This is a genomic window from Streptosporangium nanhuense (assembly GCF_059358815.1).
The window spans coordinates 246,953-261,968 of the sequence record NZ_JCADBG010000005.1 but is presented as its reverse complement, the minus strand read 5'-3'; the positions used below and the strand labels follow the sequence as shown (position 1 = coordinate 261,968).

14 protein-coding genes are annotated in these 15,016 nt (G+C 69.7%); 7 read left to right on the top strand and 7 right to left on the bottom strand.

The genetic code is table 11. The annotated features are described in order from the left end of the window. Positions 1-7: 7 nt before the first annotated feature. The 4 genes from AC5L38_RS12845 to miaB all read right to left on the bottom strand — a co-directional run bounded on the left by AC5L38_RS12845 (position 8) and on the right by miaB (position 3,811). A complete protein-coding gene (locus tag AC5L38_RS12845; protein ID WP_495242989.1) occupies positions 8-535 on the bottom strand; it encodes a methylated-DNA--[protein]-cysteine S-methyltransferase in 528 nt (175 codons plus the stop codon). Positions 536-596: 61 nt separating this feature from the next. After that, on the bottom strand, positions 597-1,265 hold the full coding sequence (locus AC5L38_RS12840) for a class III extradiol dioxygenase subunit B-like domain-containing protein (RefSeq protein WP_495242988.1): 669 nt from the start codon (positions 1,263-1,265) through the stop codon (positions 597-599). A gap of 174 nt (positions 1,266-1,439) precedes the next feature. After that, positions 1,440-1,982: a hypothetical protein gene (locus AC5L38_RS12835; RefSeq protein ID WP_495242987.1), complete on the bottom strand. Its 543-nt coding sequence runs from the start codon at positions 1,980-1,982 to the stop codon at positions 1,440-1,442. A 335-nt stretch (positions 1,983-2,317) separates the two neighbouring features. Further along, complete coding sequence (gene miaB / locus AC5L38_RS12830; RefSeq protein ID WP_495242986.1) at positions 2,318-3,811, bottom strand: tRNA (N6-isopentenyl adenosine(37)-C2)-methylthiotransferase MiaB; 1,494 nt, start codon at positions 3,809-3,811, stop codon at positions 2,318-2,320. Between the two features lie 166 nt (positions 3,812-3,977). Here miaB and AC5L38_RS12825 point away from each other — a divergent pair, with 166 nt between their 5' ends. The 6 genes from AC5L38_RS12825 to AC5L38_RS12800 all read left to right on the top strand — a co-directional run bounded on the left by AC5L38_RS12825 (position 3,978) and on the right by AC5L38_RS12800 (position 10,243). Next, a complete protein-coding gene (locus AC5L38_RS12825) occupies positions 3,978-4,682 on the top strand; it encodes a Uma2 family endonuclease (protein ID WP_495242985.1) in 705 nt (234 codons plus the stop codon). An 83-nt stretch (positions 4,683-4,765) separates the two neighbouring features. After that, entirely contained in the window at positions 4,766-5,521 is a 756-nt protein-coding gene (locus AC5L38_RS12820; RefSeq protein ID WP_495242984.1) for an amino acid ABC transporter ATP-binding protein, read from the top strand. Between the two features lie 51 nt (positions 5,522-5,572). Continuing rightward, positions 5,573-6,394, top strand: coding sequence for a glutamate ABC transporter substrate-binding protein (locus tag AC5L38_RS12815; RefSeq protein WP_495242983.1), 822 nt, complete (start codon positions 5,573-5,575; stop codon positions 6,392-6,394). Positions 6,395-6,454: 60 nt separating this feature from the next. Next, the gene (locus AC5L38_RS12810) at positions 6,455-7,123 is read left to right on the top strand and encodes an amino acid ABC transporter permease (RefSeq protein WP_389912205.1); all 669 of its coding nucleotides are present in this window, start codon (positions 6,455-6,457) and stop codon (positions 7,121-7,123) included. Further along, entirely contained in the window at positions 7,120-8,073 is a 954-nt protein-coding gene (locus AC5L38_RS12805; protein WP_495242982.1) for an amino acid ABC transporter permease, read from the top strand. The genes AC5L38_RS12810 and AC5L38_RS12805 overlap by 4 nt, the downstream gene beginning before the upstream one ends. A gap of 292 nt (positions 8,074-8,365) precedes the next feature. Continuing rightward, a complete protein-coding gene (locus tag AC5L38_RS12800; RefSeq protein ID WP_495242981.1) occupies positions 8,366-10,243 on the top strand; it encodes a S9 family peptidase in 1,878 nt (625 codons plus the stop codon). A 75-nt stretch (positions 10,244-10,318) separates the two neighbouring features. On the opposite strand, the gene rny is transcribed toward AC5L38_RS12800, so the two are convergent. From rny to recA, 3 genes are all read right to left on the bottom strand, one after another. Further along, positions 10,319-11,932 (bottom strand): ribonuclease Y, encoded by a 1,614-nt coding sequence (gene rny, locus AC5L38_RS12795; RefSeq protein ID WP_495242980.1) that lies wholly within the window; start codon positions 11,930-11,932, stop codon positions 10,319-10,321. 286 nt (positions 11,933-12,218) lie between these two features. Further along, entirely contained in the window at positions 12,219-13,163 is a 945-nt protein-coding gene (gene recX / locus AC5L38_RS12790) for a recombination regulator RecX (protein WP_495242979.1), read from the bottom strand. Between the two features lie 14 nt (positions 13,164-13,177). Further along, positions 13,178-14,317, bottom strand: a complete 1,140-nt coding sequence (gene recA, locus AC5L38_RS12785) for a recombinase RecA (RefSeq protein ID WP_495242978.1) — start codon at positions 14,315-14,317, stop codon at positions 13,178-13,180. 335 nt (positions 14,318-14,652) lie between these two features. On the opposite strand from recA, the gene AC5L38_RS12780 reads away from it, so the two are divergent. Further along, positions 14,653-14,931, top strand: coding sequence for a hypothetical protein (locus AC5L38_RS12780; protein WP_495242977.1), 279 nt, complete (start codon positions 14,653-14,655; stop codon positions 14,929-14,931). Positions 14,932-15,016 lie beyond the last annotated feature (85 nt).

Sequence of the window (15,016 nt, the reverse complement as noted above, 5' to 3'; positions counted from 1 at the left end):
GTCCCTGTCAGTCCCAGTCGAGCATCGGCTGCAGGTAGCCCTCCAGGGTCAGCAGCCAGCGCTTCGACTCCACGCCGTCGCCACCGCTGAACCCGCCGAGCCCGTTCCCGGCGACCACCCGGTGGCACGGCACGATGACGGGGACCGGGTTGGCTCCCATGATCGACCCGATGGCCCGCGCCGGAACACCCGTCCCGCTGCGGGCCGCCAGCTCGCCGTAGGTCACCACCTTGCCGTACGGGACCGTCTCGTAGAGCGTGCCGAGCACCCTGCGCTGCACCGGCGAGGTCAGCCGCCAGTCCACCGGCGCCTCGAAGACCTTCAGCCTGCCCTCGTAGTAGTCGCCCAGCTCGCCGAGCACGGCCGCCGTCCTGCCGGGGTCGTCCGCCTCCTCCAGCCCGAGCCGATCGAGCAGGCGGGCCCTGAACCTGGACAGGTCACCCCATCCCACGCTCGCCACCCCGTCCTCGGTCACGGCGACGACCATGTCCCCCAGCCGCGTCGGAACGCTCCCGAACGCCACGCCTCCCGCCATCGCTCTCGTGCCTCCTTCGCGGGTTTCCCACCTCGACCGCCACCGTAGCCACCGCGGCGGATCACTCCGTCCAGCGGGCGGCGAAGTAGCCGACGCCGTAGGGCGCGTCGTCGTAGAGGATCTCGCCGCGCAAGGCACCTCCGCACCCGCCCAGGACCTGCAGGGCCGCGCGGCCCGCCACCCACAGCTCGGCGGCCTCCGCGGGGTCGAGCGCCGGGACCTCGGCACGGGCGAGCGCCTCGACGATCGCCCTGTCGTACGGTTTCGCGCGCGGGTCCAGGTATCCGGGGGACTTCTCGGTGAGGCAGGCCGAGCCGTCGGCCATGACGAGCATCGCCACGCGACCGGCCGTGGCCGCGAGCCGCTCCCCCAGGGCCGCGCACTCCCCCGGGGTCGCGTCGAAGGGGATCGCGTGGAATCCCGAGGCGGCCAGGCCCTCTCCTTCGAGGAGCCGGCGGCCGACCGTCAGGGACAGCGGCAGGACGGGTTCCCCCTCGCCGCTCCGGACGTCGACACCCCAGGGCGCGAGGCTCCCGGCGGCCTCGGCGCCGTACGCCGCGCTCCGGTCCGCGCCTCCCACCACCACGATCTCGTCGGCCCCGGCGTCGCGCAGCGCCCCGATCGCGGCCGAGCAGGCCGTCCTGAGGTCGTCGAGCTCCGAGGCCGCGGCCCCGGCCAGTTCGGGGACCAGCAGCGGGGGATGCGGGCACACTGCCGCGGCGACAAGCACCTCGCCAGACTAACCGAGCCCTCCCCGGGCACCGCCCCGCCGTCCCAGGGCGAGAACGGCCGCGCGGGACGAGGGCCGTACGGGATGACAGGCGTACGGGGTGCGGAAAACGCGCCGGGGCACGGTGATCCTCTCACCGTGCCCCGCGCGCCGGTCGCCTCCGGCGGATCCCGGTCAGTAACCGCCGATGGGCCCCTGGGGATGGACGTAGCCTGCGGGGTCGTCCTCGGGGGAGTCCTGCTGCGGGCCGCTCTGCGGCTGCTTCGACGGCTTGTTCTTCGAGGGCTTCCCGGCGGCCGACTCGCCTCCGGGCTCGCCCTCGTCCGTCCCGCCGGAGCCGGAACCGCCACCGGAGCCGTTACCGGCGCCGGTGTCGTCGCCTCCGGTGGAGGTGTCGTCGGCTCCGGAGGCGGCGTCCGCCCCCTTCTCCGACTCCTGTTTCCCGGGCTGCGGCGGGTTCCGGTCCGGTCCGGCCTCCTGGGAGGCTTCCTGGGCGCTGTCCGGCGCCGGCGGCACCCGGGGGTCGTCGCGTCCGGCGTTCATGAAGGCGAAGACGGCGCCTCCGCCCACGATGGCGGCGGCGAGGACGGAGAAGACGGCTATGGCCAGGCCGTTCATCCGCTGGGGCTTGCGCTTGCGAGGCTTCCTGGGCTCATCGGCGGGGCCGGTGAGGATCTCTGGTTCTCCGGGACTGCCCGGGGATGGAGGGACGTGCATGAGGAAAAACTCCCTGCGGCTCTCGGGGGGAAACCTCCACGGCTTCCGAGGGTGCCGAACCACAGTAGCCACAGCAGGGAAACGCTTGCACATCAATCACAGGCGAATCACGAAATATCATCCTTTGAGGAACCCGTGACGGCGCCGCGCGCATACCCCCTGGCAGGGACGGTGAGACCGCCGAAATCGCCGCCGCCACAAGGGATTCCAGCTGTTCGATCATGGGATGCGCCACGCGGGCAAGCGTCCTCGAACGGCTCCCGGAAAACCTCCCCCGAATCAGAGGAGAAAACCCGGGAGAGGCGTTTCCGGCGGGGCGTACGAGGGGCGGGACCTCAGGAGACGGAGCAGCCCGAGGCGTCGGGGAGCGGGGCGGGACGGCCGATCGAGGGCATGCCGAGCATGACCCCGGGACCGGCTCCGGCCGGGGCGCCCTGGCGGGCGGCCCAGGCGTCGCCCGCGCGGGTGCGGCGCAGCCTCAGCGCGGGACCGTCGGCGACCAGGTGGTGCGGCGCCGCGTACGTGACCTCGGCGCTCACCACGTCACCGGGGCGCGGGGCCTCGGCGCCGGGGGTGAAGTGCACCAGGCGGTTGTCGGGGGCCCGGCCGGACATGCGGTGGGTCGCCTCGTCCTTGCGGCCCTCGCCCTCGGCGACCAGCACGTCGAGCGTCCGGCCGACCTGCTTCTTGTTCTCCGCCCAGGAGATCTCGGTCTGCAGGGCGACGAGCCTCTCGTAGCGCTCCTGCACGACCTCCTTGGGAATCTGGTGGTCCATGGTGGCGGCGGGGGTGCCGGGCCGGATGGAGTACTGGAACGTGAAGGCGTTGGCGAACCGCGACTCGCGCACCACGTCGAGGGTGCCCTGGAAGTCCTCCTCGGTCTCGCCGGGGAAGCCCACGATGATGTCGGTGGAGATCGCCGCGTCGGGCATGGCCGCGCGGACCCGCTCGATGATGCCCAGGTAGCGCTCGGCCCGGTAGGAGCGGCGCATGGCCTTGAGGACCCGGTCGGAGCCCGACTGCAGCGGCATGTGGAGCTGGTGCATCACGTTGGGCGTCTCGGCCATGGCCGCGATGACGTCGTCGGTGAACGCCGCCGGGTGCGGGCTGGTGAAGCGGACCCGCTCCAGGCCCTCGATGTCGCCGCAGGCCCGCAGCAGCTTGCCGAAGGCGAGCCGGTCGCCGAACTCCACGCCGTAGGTGTTGACGTTCTGGCCGAGGAGGGTGATCTCCAGCACGCCCTGGTCGACCAGGGTGCGCACCTCGTTGAGGACGTCGCCGGGGCGGCGGTCCTTCTCCTTGCCGCGCAGGGCGGGCACGATGCAGAACGTGCAGGTGTTGTTGCACCCCACCGAGACCGAGACCCAGGCGGCGTAGGCGGACTCGCGCTTGGTCGGCAGCGTGCTCGGGAAGGTCTCCAGGGATTCCTTGATCTCGACCTGGGCCTCCCGCCGGACGCGCGCCCGCTCCAGCAGCACCGGCAGCGAGCCGATGTTGTGGGTGCCGAACACCACGTCCACCCAGGGCGCCCTGCGGACGATCTCCCCCTGGTCCTTCTGCGCCAGGCAGCCGCCCACGGCGATCTGCATGCCGGGGTTGCCCAGCTTCGAGGGGCGCAGGTGGCCGAGGTTGCCGTAAAGCTTGTTGTCGGCGTTCTCCCGCACGGCACAGGTGTTGAACACGACCACGTCGGCCGTCTCCCCCTGGGAGGCCGGGACGTATCCGGCGTCCTCCAGGAGGCCCGACAGGCGCTCGGAGTCGTGCACGTTCATCTGGCACCCATAGGTACGGACCTCGTACGTGCGGGCGCTCTCCACGGTGGCAGTCATCTCACGACAAGGGTAGGCGCTCCGCCGAACCTTCAGGTACGCCCTCACCCCGTCGGGCTTCGAGTAATCGTTCGGTCACCCACAGTCAATTGCTTCGCTGAGCTGGGGCCCCGAAGCCGCATGCGAGAATTAGGACTCGACCGACAGCTGAGAGTGGTGAGCCACGATGGCGATGCTCGTGCAGACCTCGGAGGCCCCGGTGAAGGCCAAGAAGCCCGCCAAGAAGCCGCGCAAGAAGCCGCGGAACACCGCGGTCCCGGCGGCGGGCATCCGGGAGACCCCCGGCGCACTCAGCGTCGACGAACGTTTCGAACTCGGCGTCGACGAATGGTTCGAGCTCAACTCCCGCGATGACGGCGGCCGCTACGAGCTCATCGACGGGAGCCTCATCGTGTCTCCTGCCCCATCCGCCCAGCACCAGTGGATCGGCGACCGGCTTCGCCGTTTCCTGGAGGACGCCGCCCCCGAGGAGTTGATGGTCGTCACCGGCACCGGGCTGCTCCTCGACTCCCGGCCGGGCGTCATCCCGGACGTCATGGTGGTGGAACGGAAACCGATCCGTGACGGCGCCCAGGTCGTCGACCCCGAATGGGCCCACCTCGTCGTGGAGATCGTCTACAGGTCCACCACGGCCATGGACCGGATCGTCAAACCGGTGAAGTACGCGGAGGCCGGGATACCCCACTTCTGGCGCGTCGAGACGAGGCCGTTCCGCGGGCAGGGCTCCGACGAACTTCCGGTGATCTTCACGTACGCCCTCGACGAGAACGACGACTATCAGCTCATTCACCGTGTCGCCACCGGAACGACCGTGAACCTGACGGAACCGTTCGCGTTCAGGGTTGACCCGGAGGCTCTGAGCAGGATTTGATGATCAAGGTGTGAGCAGGCCGTGATCTGATCGGTACCGCAGGGTTAGCCTCAGGTGCCCTTTACAGAATTACGTTGTCCACCATGACGGAGAACGGGGACAAGACTCCTCTGGTCGTGCTTGAAGGCGTCAACAAGCACTTCGGCAGCCTGCACGTCCTTCGGGACATCAACCTGACGATCTCCCGCGGTGAGGTCCTCGTCGTCATCGGCCCATCGGGCGGCGGCAAGTCGACCCTCTGCCGGACGATCAACCGGCTGGAGGCCATCGACGAGGGGACCATCACCTTCGACGGGCAGCCGCTCGCGGTGGAGGGCAAGACCCTGGCCAAGCTGAGGTCCGAGGTCGGGATGGTGTTCCAGTCCTTCAACCTGTTCGCCCACAAGACGATCCTCGAGAACGTCACCCTCGGACCGATCAAGGTCCGGGGCATCGCGAAGGGCGAGGCGGAACGGCGGGGAATGGAGTTGCTGGAGCGGGTCGGCATCGGCGCCCAGGCGTCGAAGTATCCCGCGCAGCTCTCGGGGGGCCAGCAGCAACGCGTGGCGATCGCCCGCGCCCTGGCCATGGACCCCAAGATGATCCTGTTCGACGAGCCGACCTCGGCACTCGACCCGGAGATGGTCCAGGAGGTGCTCGACGTCATGATCGGTCTCGCCCAGGAGGGCATGACGATGATGGTCGTCACCCACGAGATGGGCTTCGCCCGCCGCGCGGCGAACCGCGTGGTGTTCATGGCCGAGGGCCAGATCGTGGAGGAGAACACCCCCGAGGAGTTCTTCACCAACGCCAAGACCGGCCGGGCCAAGGACTTCCTCTCCAAGATCCTCACGCACTGACGGCTCTGCTCCATCCCTGATATGTCCCTGACGAAAGACGAGGTAGCAAGAATGCGTGTACGTCGTATTGGAGCCGTGGTGATCGCGGCCGCGGCGGCGATGGCCGGTCTGACCGCATGTGGTGACGACGCCGGCGGCGGAAGCGACAAGTTCGTCGTGGGCATCAAGGTCGACCAGCCCGGCCTCGGCCAGAAGCAGCCCGACGGCTCCTTCAAGGGCTTCGACGTCGACGTGGCCAGGTATGTCGCCAAGGAGCTCGGCTACACGGACGACAAGATTGAGTTCAAGGAGGCCATCTCGGCCAACCGCGAGTCTTTCATCCAGCAGGGCCAGGTCAACGCCGTGATCGCCACCTACTCGATCACCGACGACCGCAAGAAGAAGGTCGCCTTCGCCGGCCCGTACCTGGTCACCGGCCAGGACATCCTGACCCGGGCGGACGACACCACGATCAACAGCGTCGAGGACCTCAAGACCAAGAAGGTCTGTGGCGCCCAGGGTTCCTCCTCCCCCGCCCGCCTGGTCGAGAAGTTCGGCGACGAGTGGAAGAGCGGCTTCCTCACCGAGCAGCAGGGCTACGGCGCCTGCCTGCCGCTGCTGGAGAACAAGCAGGTCGACGCGATCTCCACCGACGCGACGATCCTGGCCGGCTTCGCCACCCAGTCCCCCGGCAAGTTCCGCCTCGTCGGCAAGCCCTTCTCCGAGGAGAAGTACGGCATCGGCCTGAAGCTGGACGACAAGGCGACCCGCGACAAGGTCAACGCGGCCGTCGAGAAGATGTTCACGGACGGCAGCTGGAAGAAGGCCATCGACGCCAACTTCGGCGAGTTCGGGAAGTTCTTCACCACCCCGCCGGCTGTCGAGCGCTACTGATCGGTCACAACCTGGGCCGGGGCGTGCGAACGCCCCGGCCTGTGACCTCTGGAGGGATGAGTGCAGGCACTCTTCGAAGAATTCCCGGTCATCCTTGACGCCTTCTGGCTGACCATCCGGCTCACCCTCGCCAGTGGGCTGGTGGCGCTCGTGCTCGGGACGATCCTCGCGGGCATGCGGGTGAGCCCGCTGCCGATCCTGCGCGGGATCGGCACGGCGTACGTGAACGTCCTGCGGAACACCCCGCTCACCCTGGTGATCGTGTTCTGCGGACTCGGCCTCGGCCTGGTCCTGGACGTCTCGTTCTCCGAGAGCCTGTCCGTCAACTACCTGTGGCTCTCCATCATCGGGCTGTCCGCCTACACGGCGGCGTTCGTCTGCGAGGCGATCCGGGCCGGGATCAACACGGTCCCGGTCGGCCAGGCGGAGGCGGCCCGCGCCATCGGGCTCACGTTCGGCCAGAACCTGAGGCTGATCGTGCTGCCCCAGGCGTTCCGCGCGGTGATCGCGCCGCTGGGCAGCATCCTGATCGCGTTGACCAAGAACACCACGATCGCCGCGGCCATCGGGGTGGGTGAGGCGTCCCTGACCATGAAGACGCTGTTCGAGGCGCACGGCGACGCGGTCATCCAGATCTTCGCCGGGTTCGCGCTGGGCTTCCTGATCCTTACCCTGCCGACCGGCCTGCTGTTCGGCTGGCTCGCCAAGCGTCTGGCGGTGGTCCGATGACCGCGGTGACCACCACCGAGCGGCCCCCGGCGCGCAAGCGGCGCGTCGAGAGCTCCGAACGCGTCAGCGTCCTGTACGACATCCCCGGCCCCAAGGCCCGGATACGCAACAACGTGCTCACCGTGCTGGTCATCCTCGCCGTGCTGTTCGCGGTGTACGTGATGGTGACCAAGCTCGGCGAGAAGAACCAGCTCAACGCCGACCTGTGGACGCCGTTCCTGCGCGGCGACGTGTGGATCAACCTGATCCTGCCCGGCCTGGTGAACACGCTCACCGCGGCCGCGGTGGCGGCACTGATCGCGGTGCCGTTCGGGTTCGTCTTCGGCATCGGCCGGCTCTCGGCGAACGCCTGGATCCGCCGTGCCTCGGGCGCGGTCGTCGAGTTCTTCCGGGCGATCCCGCTGCTGATCATGATCTTCGCGGTGATGTTCGGCGGGAGCGCGGTCTTCGGGCTCACCGTGACGCCGTTCTGGGCGGTCGTGATCGGCCTGGTCCTGTACAACGGCTCGGTGCTGGCGGAGATCGTACGGGCGGGCATCCTGTCCATCCCCCGGGGGCAGAGCGAGGCCGCGCTGGCGGTCGGCATGCGTCCGGGCCAGGTGATGCGGATGATCCTGCTGCCGCAGGCGGTCACGGTCATGATGCCGGCGATCGTGGCGCAGCTGGTGGTGCTCCTGAAGGACACCGCCCTGGGCTTCATCGTGTCGTTCGAGGACCTGCTGAACGCGGGGGCGCGCGTGCTGCCCTCCAACTTCAACAACATCATTCCCGCTGTGATCGTCATCGCGATCATCTACATCATCATCAACGTGATGGTGGGCGCCGTCGCCACCTGGCTGGAGAGGCGGAGCCGTCGCAGCAGGAAGACCACGGCGAAGCCGATCGCCCGGCCCGACTCGCCGACGGCGGTCGAGGGCGGCCTCGGAACCCCCACGACCCCGGCACCGTAGAAGCACCGTAGAAGCACCGTAGAAGCACCGCGGTCGAAGGGCGGTCACCGGATCCGGTGGCCGCCCTTTCGCGTACCGGGAAAGCCTGCCCGGTGTCCCGGAGGTCGCGGGATCGCAGACCTTCCCACCGTGAAACCAGCCCCAGATCGACCTACCGTAGAAACCGGACTAACGGCTCTCATCTCACCATTCCCTCCGATCTCACAGCTCGCACGGTTCACCGGCGGCATATCTCGGGTGACGCGAGCGTGATACCGGCGACACGCGACCGGTTATCGGGCAGGATTGCGCCATGTCCCCCGAGCAGGTCGTCCTGCCGTACGCCACCTGGCCGTCGCCGGTCTCCACCTCCGACGTCGCCCGTTCCGGGCTGCGCCTCGGATACCCGACGGTGCTCGGCGAGGAGGTCTGGTGGACCGAGGACCGTCCCGCCGAGGGCGGGCGGACCACCATCGTGCACCGGAGCGCCGACGGCGCCCAGCGCGAGCTGCTGAGCGCGCCGTGGAGCGCCAGGACCAGGGTCCACGAGTACGGCGGGCGCTCGTACGCCGTGGTGCCCGGCGAGGGCGTGGTGTTCGCCAACTTCGTCGACCAGCGGCTCTACCTGCTGCCCACCGGAGGCGAGCCCAGGCCGCTCACGCCGGAGCCCGAGGAGCCGGCGGCCCTGCGCTACGCGGACCTGGTCGTCCGGGACGGGCAGATCTGGTGCGTCAGGGAGCGCCACGACGGCGGCCGGGTGAGCCGGTCGATCGTGTCGATCCCGCTGTCCGGCGAGGGCGAGACGCGCGAGCGGGCCGGCGGGCACGACTTCTACGCCTCCCCCGCCGTCTCCCCCGACGGCGAGCACCTGGCCTTCATCTGCTGGGACCACCCCCGGATGCCGTGGAACGGCACCGAGCTGTGGATCTCCCGGCTGTCCGACGGCACCTCCTGGAAGGTAAAGGGCGGCACCTCGGAATCGGTACTCGCCCCGCAGTGGCGTGACGAGCGGAACCTCTATCTGATCTCCGACTGGTCGGGCTGGTGGAACCTCTACCTGGTCGGGATACACGGCACCTCGCCGAGGGCGCTCCACCCGGAGGAGCGGGAGTTCGCCGGGCCGCTGTGGCAGCTCGGAGCGGTGCCGTACGCGCTGATGGACGACGGAAGCCTCGCGGTCCTGCACGGGCGGGGCGACCTGCGGCTGGGGGTCCTCGACCCGGACAGCGGCGTGCTGAGCGACCTGGACGTGCCCTACGGCGGCTGGGAGGCGGTGCTCGCCACCGACGGGCAGTCCGTGGTCGGCATCGGGTACGGCCCGGCGCTGCCCCGGTCGATCGTGCGGGTCGACACCGTGACCGGGCGGGCGGAGGCGCTCCGCCGCGACATCAACGAGCTGCCCGCCCCCGGCTACCTGCCGGTCGCCAGGGCGGTGGAGTTCGTGAGCCGCTTCGGGCGCGAGGTGCACGCGTTCCTCTACCCGCCGTCCAACCCCGTGGCACGCGGCGAGGGTCCCGCGCCGTACGTCATCTTCGTGCACGGCGGGCCGACCGGGAACAGCGTCGGCGCGCTCGACCTGGAGAAGACGTTCCTCACCAGCAGGGGCATCGGCGTGCTCGACGTCAACTACGGCGGCTCCACCGGCTACGGCCGCGTCTACCGCGAGCGGCTGCGCGGCCAGTGGGGCGTGGTCGACGTCGAGGACGCGATCGCCGCGGCCGAGTGGCTGGCGGCGGAGGGGCTGGGCGACCCGGCGCGGATCGCGATCCGGGGCGGCAGCGCGGGCGGCTGGACGGTCATGGCGGCCTGCTGCGCGTCCGACGTGTTCGCCGGAGGTGTCTCCTACTACGGCGTGAGCGCGCTCGCCGACTTCAACGCGACCACCCACGACTTCGAGTCGCGCTACGTCGAGTGGCTGGTCGGCCCGGAGGACCCCGTCCTGTACGCCTCGCGCGAGCCCGTCGGCCGGGTGGCGGGGGTGAGCTGCCCCATGCTGCTCCTGCAGGGCCTGTCCGACCCTGTGGTCCCCCCGGCGCAGTCTCAGGCCTTCGTCGACGCTCTCGCCGAACGCGGCGTTCCCTGCACCTACCTCACGTTCGAGGGGGAGGCCCACGGCTTCCGCCGCGCCGAGACCCGTAGCGCGGCCCTGGCCACCGAGCTCGCCTTCTACCAGCAGATCTTCCACTCCTGAGCGAGGGACCGGGAAGACCGGTTCAGCGGGTTCGGGGGGTTCAGCGGGTTCGGGGGTTCGGCGGGTTCAGCGGGTTCAGCGGGCGAACTCGGTGGATCGCGATTCGCGGACGACCGTGATGCGGATCTGGCCGGGGTAGGTGAGCTCCTCCTCGACCTGCTTGGCGACGTCGCGGGCGATCACCTGGGCCTGGATGTCGTCGACCGCGTCGGGCTTCACCATGACCCTGATCTCCCGGCCCGCCTGCATGGCGAAGACCTTCTCGACACCCTCGTAGGAGGTGGCGATCTCCTCAAGGCGCTCCAGCCGCTTGACGTAGGCCTCCAGCGACTCGCGGCGGGCTCCGGGACGGCTGCCGCTGATCGCGTCGGCGGCCTGGGTGAGGACGGCCTCGACGGTCTTGACCTCGACCTCGTTGTGATGGGCCTCGATGGCGTGGACGACGTCCTCGTGCTCGCCGTATCTTCTGGCGATCTCGGCGCCGATGAGCGCGTGGCTGCCCTCGACCTCGTGGGTGAGTGCCTTGCCGATGTCGTGCAGGAGCGTGCAGCGCTTGAGCAGCGTCGTGTCGAGCCGCAGCTCGGCCGCCATGATGCCGGCGATGTGGGCCGACTCGATGAGGTGGCCGAGCACGTTCTGGCCGTAGGAGGTGCGGTAACGGAGCTGGCCGAGGAGGGTGACGAGCTCGGGGTGCATGTCGGTGATGCCGAGCTCCACCAGGGCGTCCTCGCCGGCGCGCACGCACAGCTCCTGGACCTCGGCCTTGCTGCGCTCGTGGGCCTCCTCGATGCGCTGCGGATGGATGCGGCCGTCGAGGACGAGCTTCTCCAGGGTGAGCCGCGCGGTCTCGCGGCGGACCGGGTCGAAGCACGACAGCAACACGGCCTCGGGCGTGTCGTCGATGATCAGATTGACGCCGGTGGTCGACTCGAAGGCCCGGATGTTGCGGCCCTCGCGGCCGATGATGCGTCCCTTCATCTCGTCACCGGGCAGGTGCAGGACGCTCACCACGGACTCGGCGGTCTGCTCGGTGGCCACCCGCTGGACCGCCAGCGTGACGATCTTGGTGGCGCGCTTCTCGCCCTCCTTGCGCGCCTCGCCCTCGATCTCCCTGATGATCAGCGCGGCCTCGCGCTTGGCCTGGTTCTCGATCTCCCTGACCAGTTCGGCCCTGGCCTGGTCGCTGGTGAAGCCGGACACCCGTTCCAGGATGGCCTTGCGCTCCTCGGCGACCCGTTCGAGATCCTCTCGGCGGTCGGCCAGCTCGGTCTCGGTCTCGGCGAGCTTGCGGGCCCGGTCGGCCTGGCGCCTGGCCTCCTCGTCGAGCCGCTGCTCACGCTCCGCCAGCCGGTTCTCCCTGCGTTCGAGGTCGGACCGGAGCTCCTTGAGCTCGTACTTCAGGATCTTGCCCTCGGCCTCGGCCTCCTTGCGCATCTCGGCCGCGGCCTCGATCGCCGTCTCCGACTTGCGCAGCAGCTCTCCGGCGTCGTCCTGGGCCTTCGCCCGGATGTCGGCGGCCTCGCGCCTGGCCTCCTCCAGGTGGGCCTGGACCTCGGCCTCCTGCTCGGGGGTGGGGCCCTTCGGAGCCCTGGCTCCACCGATGCGACGCAGCAACACGACCAGCACGGCTGTCATCACGGCGAGAGCCACAACCGTCACTGTCAACATGACGACCACGACCGGATCCATGCGCGCCTCACCTTCCTCGCGTCGCAAATATCAGGCACACGAGGGGTCACACGCACGGCACGGAAAGCTCAAGAGGCGGCACCGTCGGGACCGAAGTGAACCCAGAGGGGATCACCCACCGGCTTTTCCCGCCGGTCCGTCGTCCCGTCTTCATCCGCCAAGCCTGCTTGTCCGTATTACACCGCTATGACAATCCGCGCTGCGCGGAGTAACTCCTCACTGCCGTTGAGATTAAGCGTCAGAGAGGTAACGAGCAAGCAAAGACCCGCTGTCAAGCTGCTTTGGACTAGTCGAGTTGATAGCCCTGATCCTCCGTGAATGGCGATGTTTCCGCCCCTTCGTCCTCCAGCACTTCGCGGATCACGCGAAAGGCCAGGCCGGGACCGTATCCCTTGCGGGCGAGCATGCCGGCCAGCCTGCGGGTCCTGACCGCGGGCTCCAGGCCCCGGGTCGAGGAGAGCTTGCGCCGCACGAGACGGCGGGCGGTCTCCGCCTCCTCCTCGGGGTCGAGCCGATCCACCGCTTCCTTCACGGTCTCCTCGTCCACCCCTCGGTGGCGAAGCTCCGAGGCGAGGGCCTTTCTGGCGAGACCCCGCCCGGCGTGGCGCGAGCTCACCCATGCCGCGGCGAACGCCTCGTCGTCGATGAGCCCGACCTCGGAGAAGCGCTCCAGCACGGCGTCCGCCGCCTCCTGGGGCACCTCTCGCTTGCGCAGCGCCTCCGCGAGCTGGGCCCGGGTGCGCGGCGCCATGGTCAGCAGCCGCAGGCAGATGCCCCGCGCCACCGCCTGCGGGTCGGCTCCGGCCCCCCGGCTCGCGCGAGCCCCCTCACCCGGCCCGTCGGACCTGTCACGCCCGCCCGACCGACCGCGCCCTCCGGACCTGCCGCGTCGCCTACCGGACCCGTCGGATCCATCGAATCCGTCAGACCCGGCTGGGCCGTCGAACCCCTCGGATCCATCAGGGCCGTCGAAGCCGTCAGGGCCGTCGGAGGGAAAGCCCGGGGTGGCGCCCCCGGACCACCGTCCGCGTCGTGAGGCACGCCTCTTCCGGCCTCGTGGCCCGTCACCCGCCGGGTCCGCGGACTCCTCGCGAAAGCCTTCCTCCGGGACGGGCGGAGCGTGGTCGCGCCCGCGCCGGCCCGGTGAGCCCGCCCGAGGTTCGTCGGGCCAGGCACCCCAGTCTCTCGGCCCGACCTCGCCGGCCGGACCGGAGTCAGGTCCCGTGGTCATCGATCAGCCCGGATTCAGGCGTCACCCGGCTTGGGAGCGGCGGCGGCCTTGGCGCCGCGACCGGACGCGGCGGAGGCCGAAGCGGCACCGGCGCGGCCCGACGCGGCGGCCGGAGCCGAGGCCGCGGGAGCGGGGGCCGGGGTGGCCGGGCTGTCGACGCGCGGGCCGACGCCGAGCTTCTCCTTGATCTTCTTCTCGATCTCGTTCGCCATGTCCGGGTGGGTCTTGAGGAAGTTTCGCGCGTTCTCCTTGCCCTGGCCGAGCTGGTCGCCCTCGTAGGTGTACCAGGCGCCGGACTTGCGGACGAAGCCGTGCTCGACGCCCATGTCGATCAGGCCACCCTCGCGGGAGATGCCGACGCCGTAGAGGATGTCGAAGTCGGCCACGCGGAAGGGCGGGGCCATCTTGTTCTTGACGACCTTCACCCGGGTGCGGTTGCCGACCGCCTCGGTGCCGTCCTTCAGCGTCTCGATGCGGCGGATGTCGAGACGGACCGAGGCGTAGAACTTCAGCGCCTTTCCACCGGTCGTGGTCTCGGGCGAGCCGAACATGACGCCGATCTTCTCGCGGAGCTGGTTGATGAAGATCGCGGTGGTGCCGGTGTTGTTGAGCGCGCCGGCGACCTTGCGCAGCGCCTGGGACATCAGGCGGGCCTGGAGGCCGACGTGGCTGTCGCCCATCTCGCCCTCGATCTCGGCCTTGGGCACCAGGGCCGCGACCGAGTCGATGACCAGCAGGTCGACGGCGCCGGACCGGATCAGCATGTCGGCGATCTCCAGCGCCTGCTCACCGGTGTCGGGCTGGGAGACGAGCAGCGCGTCGGTGTCGACGCCCAGCTTCTGGGCGTACTCCGGGTCGAGGGCGTGCTCGGCGTCGATGAACGCGGCGATGCCGCCGCTGCGCTGGGCGTTGGCCACCGCGTGCAGGGCGACCGTGGTCTTACCGGACGACTCGGGACCGTAGACCTCGACGATGCGGCCGCGCGGGAAGCCTCCGATGCCGAGCGCCACGTCGAGCGCGATGGAGCCGGTGGGAATCACCTCGATGGGCGCCCGGGTCTCGTCGCCCAGGCGCATGATCGAGCCCTTGCCGAACTGCCGCTCGATCTGAGCGAGCGCGGTCTCAAGCGCCTTCTCGCGGTCGTTAGCTGCCATGGGAGCCCCCTGAAGGGTCGCGGGTTGGATCGGTTGCCAGAAAGCTACGGGGTGCCGCCGACAATTTCGGGAGGGCACGCCAGGAGTGGTGGCCTGTTCAATATAGCCGAACGACTGTTCGATCGCCGCCCGTTGGCACCATACGTTGCTGGAGTCGCGAACCACCACGAAACGCCCCCGCGCACAGCCGGGCGCAGTCGTCCGCGAACAGCCGGTCACGGCCCCGAGGGTGCGGAACCCATCCGGGAAGAGACATTTCCAAGAATTGAACCGGACCTGTTGTAACCGGGCTGACCTGGGGTGATCCTGAGGGGAAACGACCCGAGGTGCCCGACGTGCCCAACGCGTTCACGCAGCAACGCCTAGCCCATCTCGATTCCCTGGCCACCGAACTGCGACAACGAGGGCTGGCGAGCCGCACCCTCGGAGGCACCGCCCCGGTGCTGTGGGTGTGGCATCCGGACAGCCACCGGCAGACCATCGTCTTCGCCACCCCGGTCAGGGACGGCTGGATGTTCCTGTGGTCGCCGGACGGCGAGGAGAGCGCCGACGATCCCGCGCTGGCGGCCGACTCGGTGGAGAGGCTTCTCGCCCCGCTCACGGAACCGCCCTGACCGGTCCTTCCCCGGCCCTCACTTCCCCGGAGCCCCTCGGAGTCCCTCTGAGCCTCCCGGAGCCCCTCGGGACCGGCCACCGCCT

Bases quoted from the DNA above. Each gene is read 5' to 3' on its own strand.
- AC5L38_RS12820 (WP_495242984.1), top strand. From the start codon at position 4,766: ATGACGGAGAACGGGGACAAGACTCCTCTGGTCGTGCTTGAAGGCGTC.
- rny (WP_495242980.1), bottom strand. From the start codon at position 11,932: ATGGATCCGGTCGTGGTCGTCATGTTGACAGTGACGGTTGTGGCTCTC.
- AC5L38_RS12845 (WP_495242989.1), bottom strand. From the start codon at position 535: ATGGCGGGAGGCGTGGCGTTCGGGAGCGTTCCGACGCGGCTGGGGGAC.
- AC5L38_RS12825 (WP_495242985.1), top strand. From the start codon at position 3,978: ATGGCGATGCTCGTGCAGACCTCGGAGGCCCCGGTGAAGGCCAAGAAG.
- AC5L38_RS12815 (WP_495242983.1), top strand. From the start codon at position 5,573: ATGCGTGTACGTCGTATTGGAGCCGTGGTGATCGCGGCCGCGGCGGCG.
- AC5L38_RS12800 (WP_495242981.1), top strand. From the start codon at position 8,366: ATGTCCCCCGAGCAGGTCGTCCTGCCGTACGCCACCTGGCCGTCGCCG.
- miaB (WP_495242986.1), bottom strand. From the start codon at position 3,811: ATGACTGCCACCGTGGAGAGCGCCCGCACGTACGAGGTCCGTACCTAT.
- recA (WP_495242978.1), bottom strand. From the start codon at position 14,317: ATGGCAGCTAACGACCGCGAGAAGGCGCTTGAGACCGCGCTCGCTCAG.
- AC5L38_RS12835 (WP_495242987.1), bottom strand. From the start codon at position 1,982: ATGCACGTCCCTCCATCCCCGGGCAGTCCCGGAGAACCAGAGATCCTC.
- AC5L38_RS12805 (WP_495242982.1), top strand. From the start codon at position 7,120: ATGACCGCGGTGACCACCACCGAGCGGCCCCCGGCGCGCAAGCGGCGC.
- recX (WP_495242979.1), bottom strand. From the start codon at position 13,163: ATGACCACGGGACCTGACTCCGGTCCGGCCGGCGAGGTCGGGCCGAGA.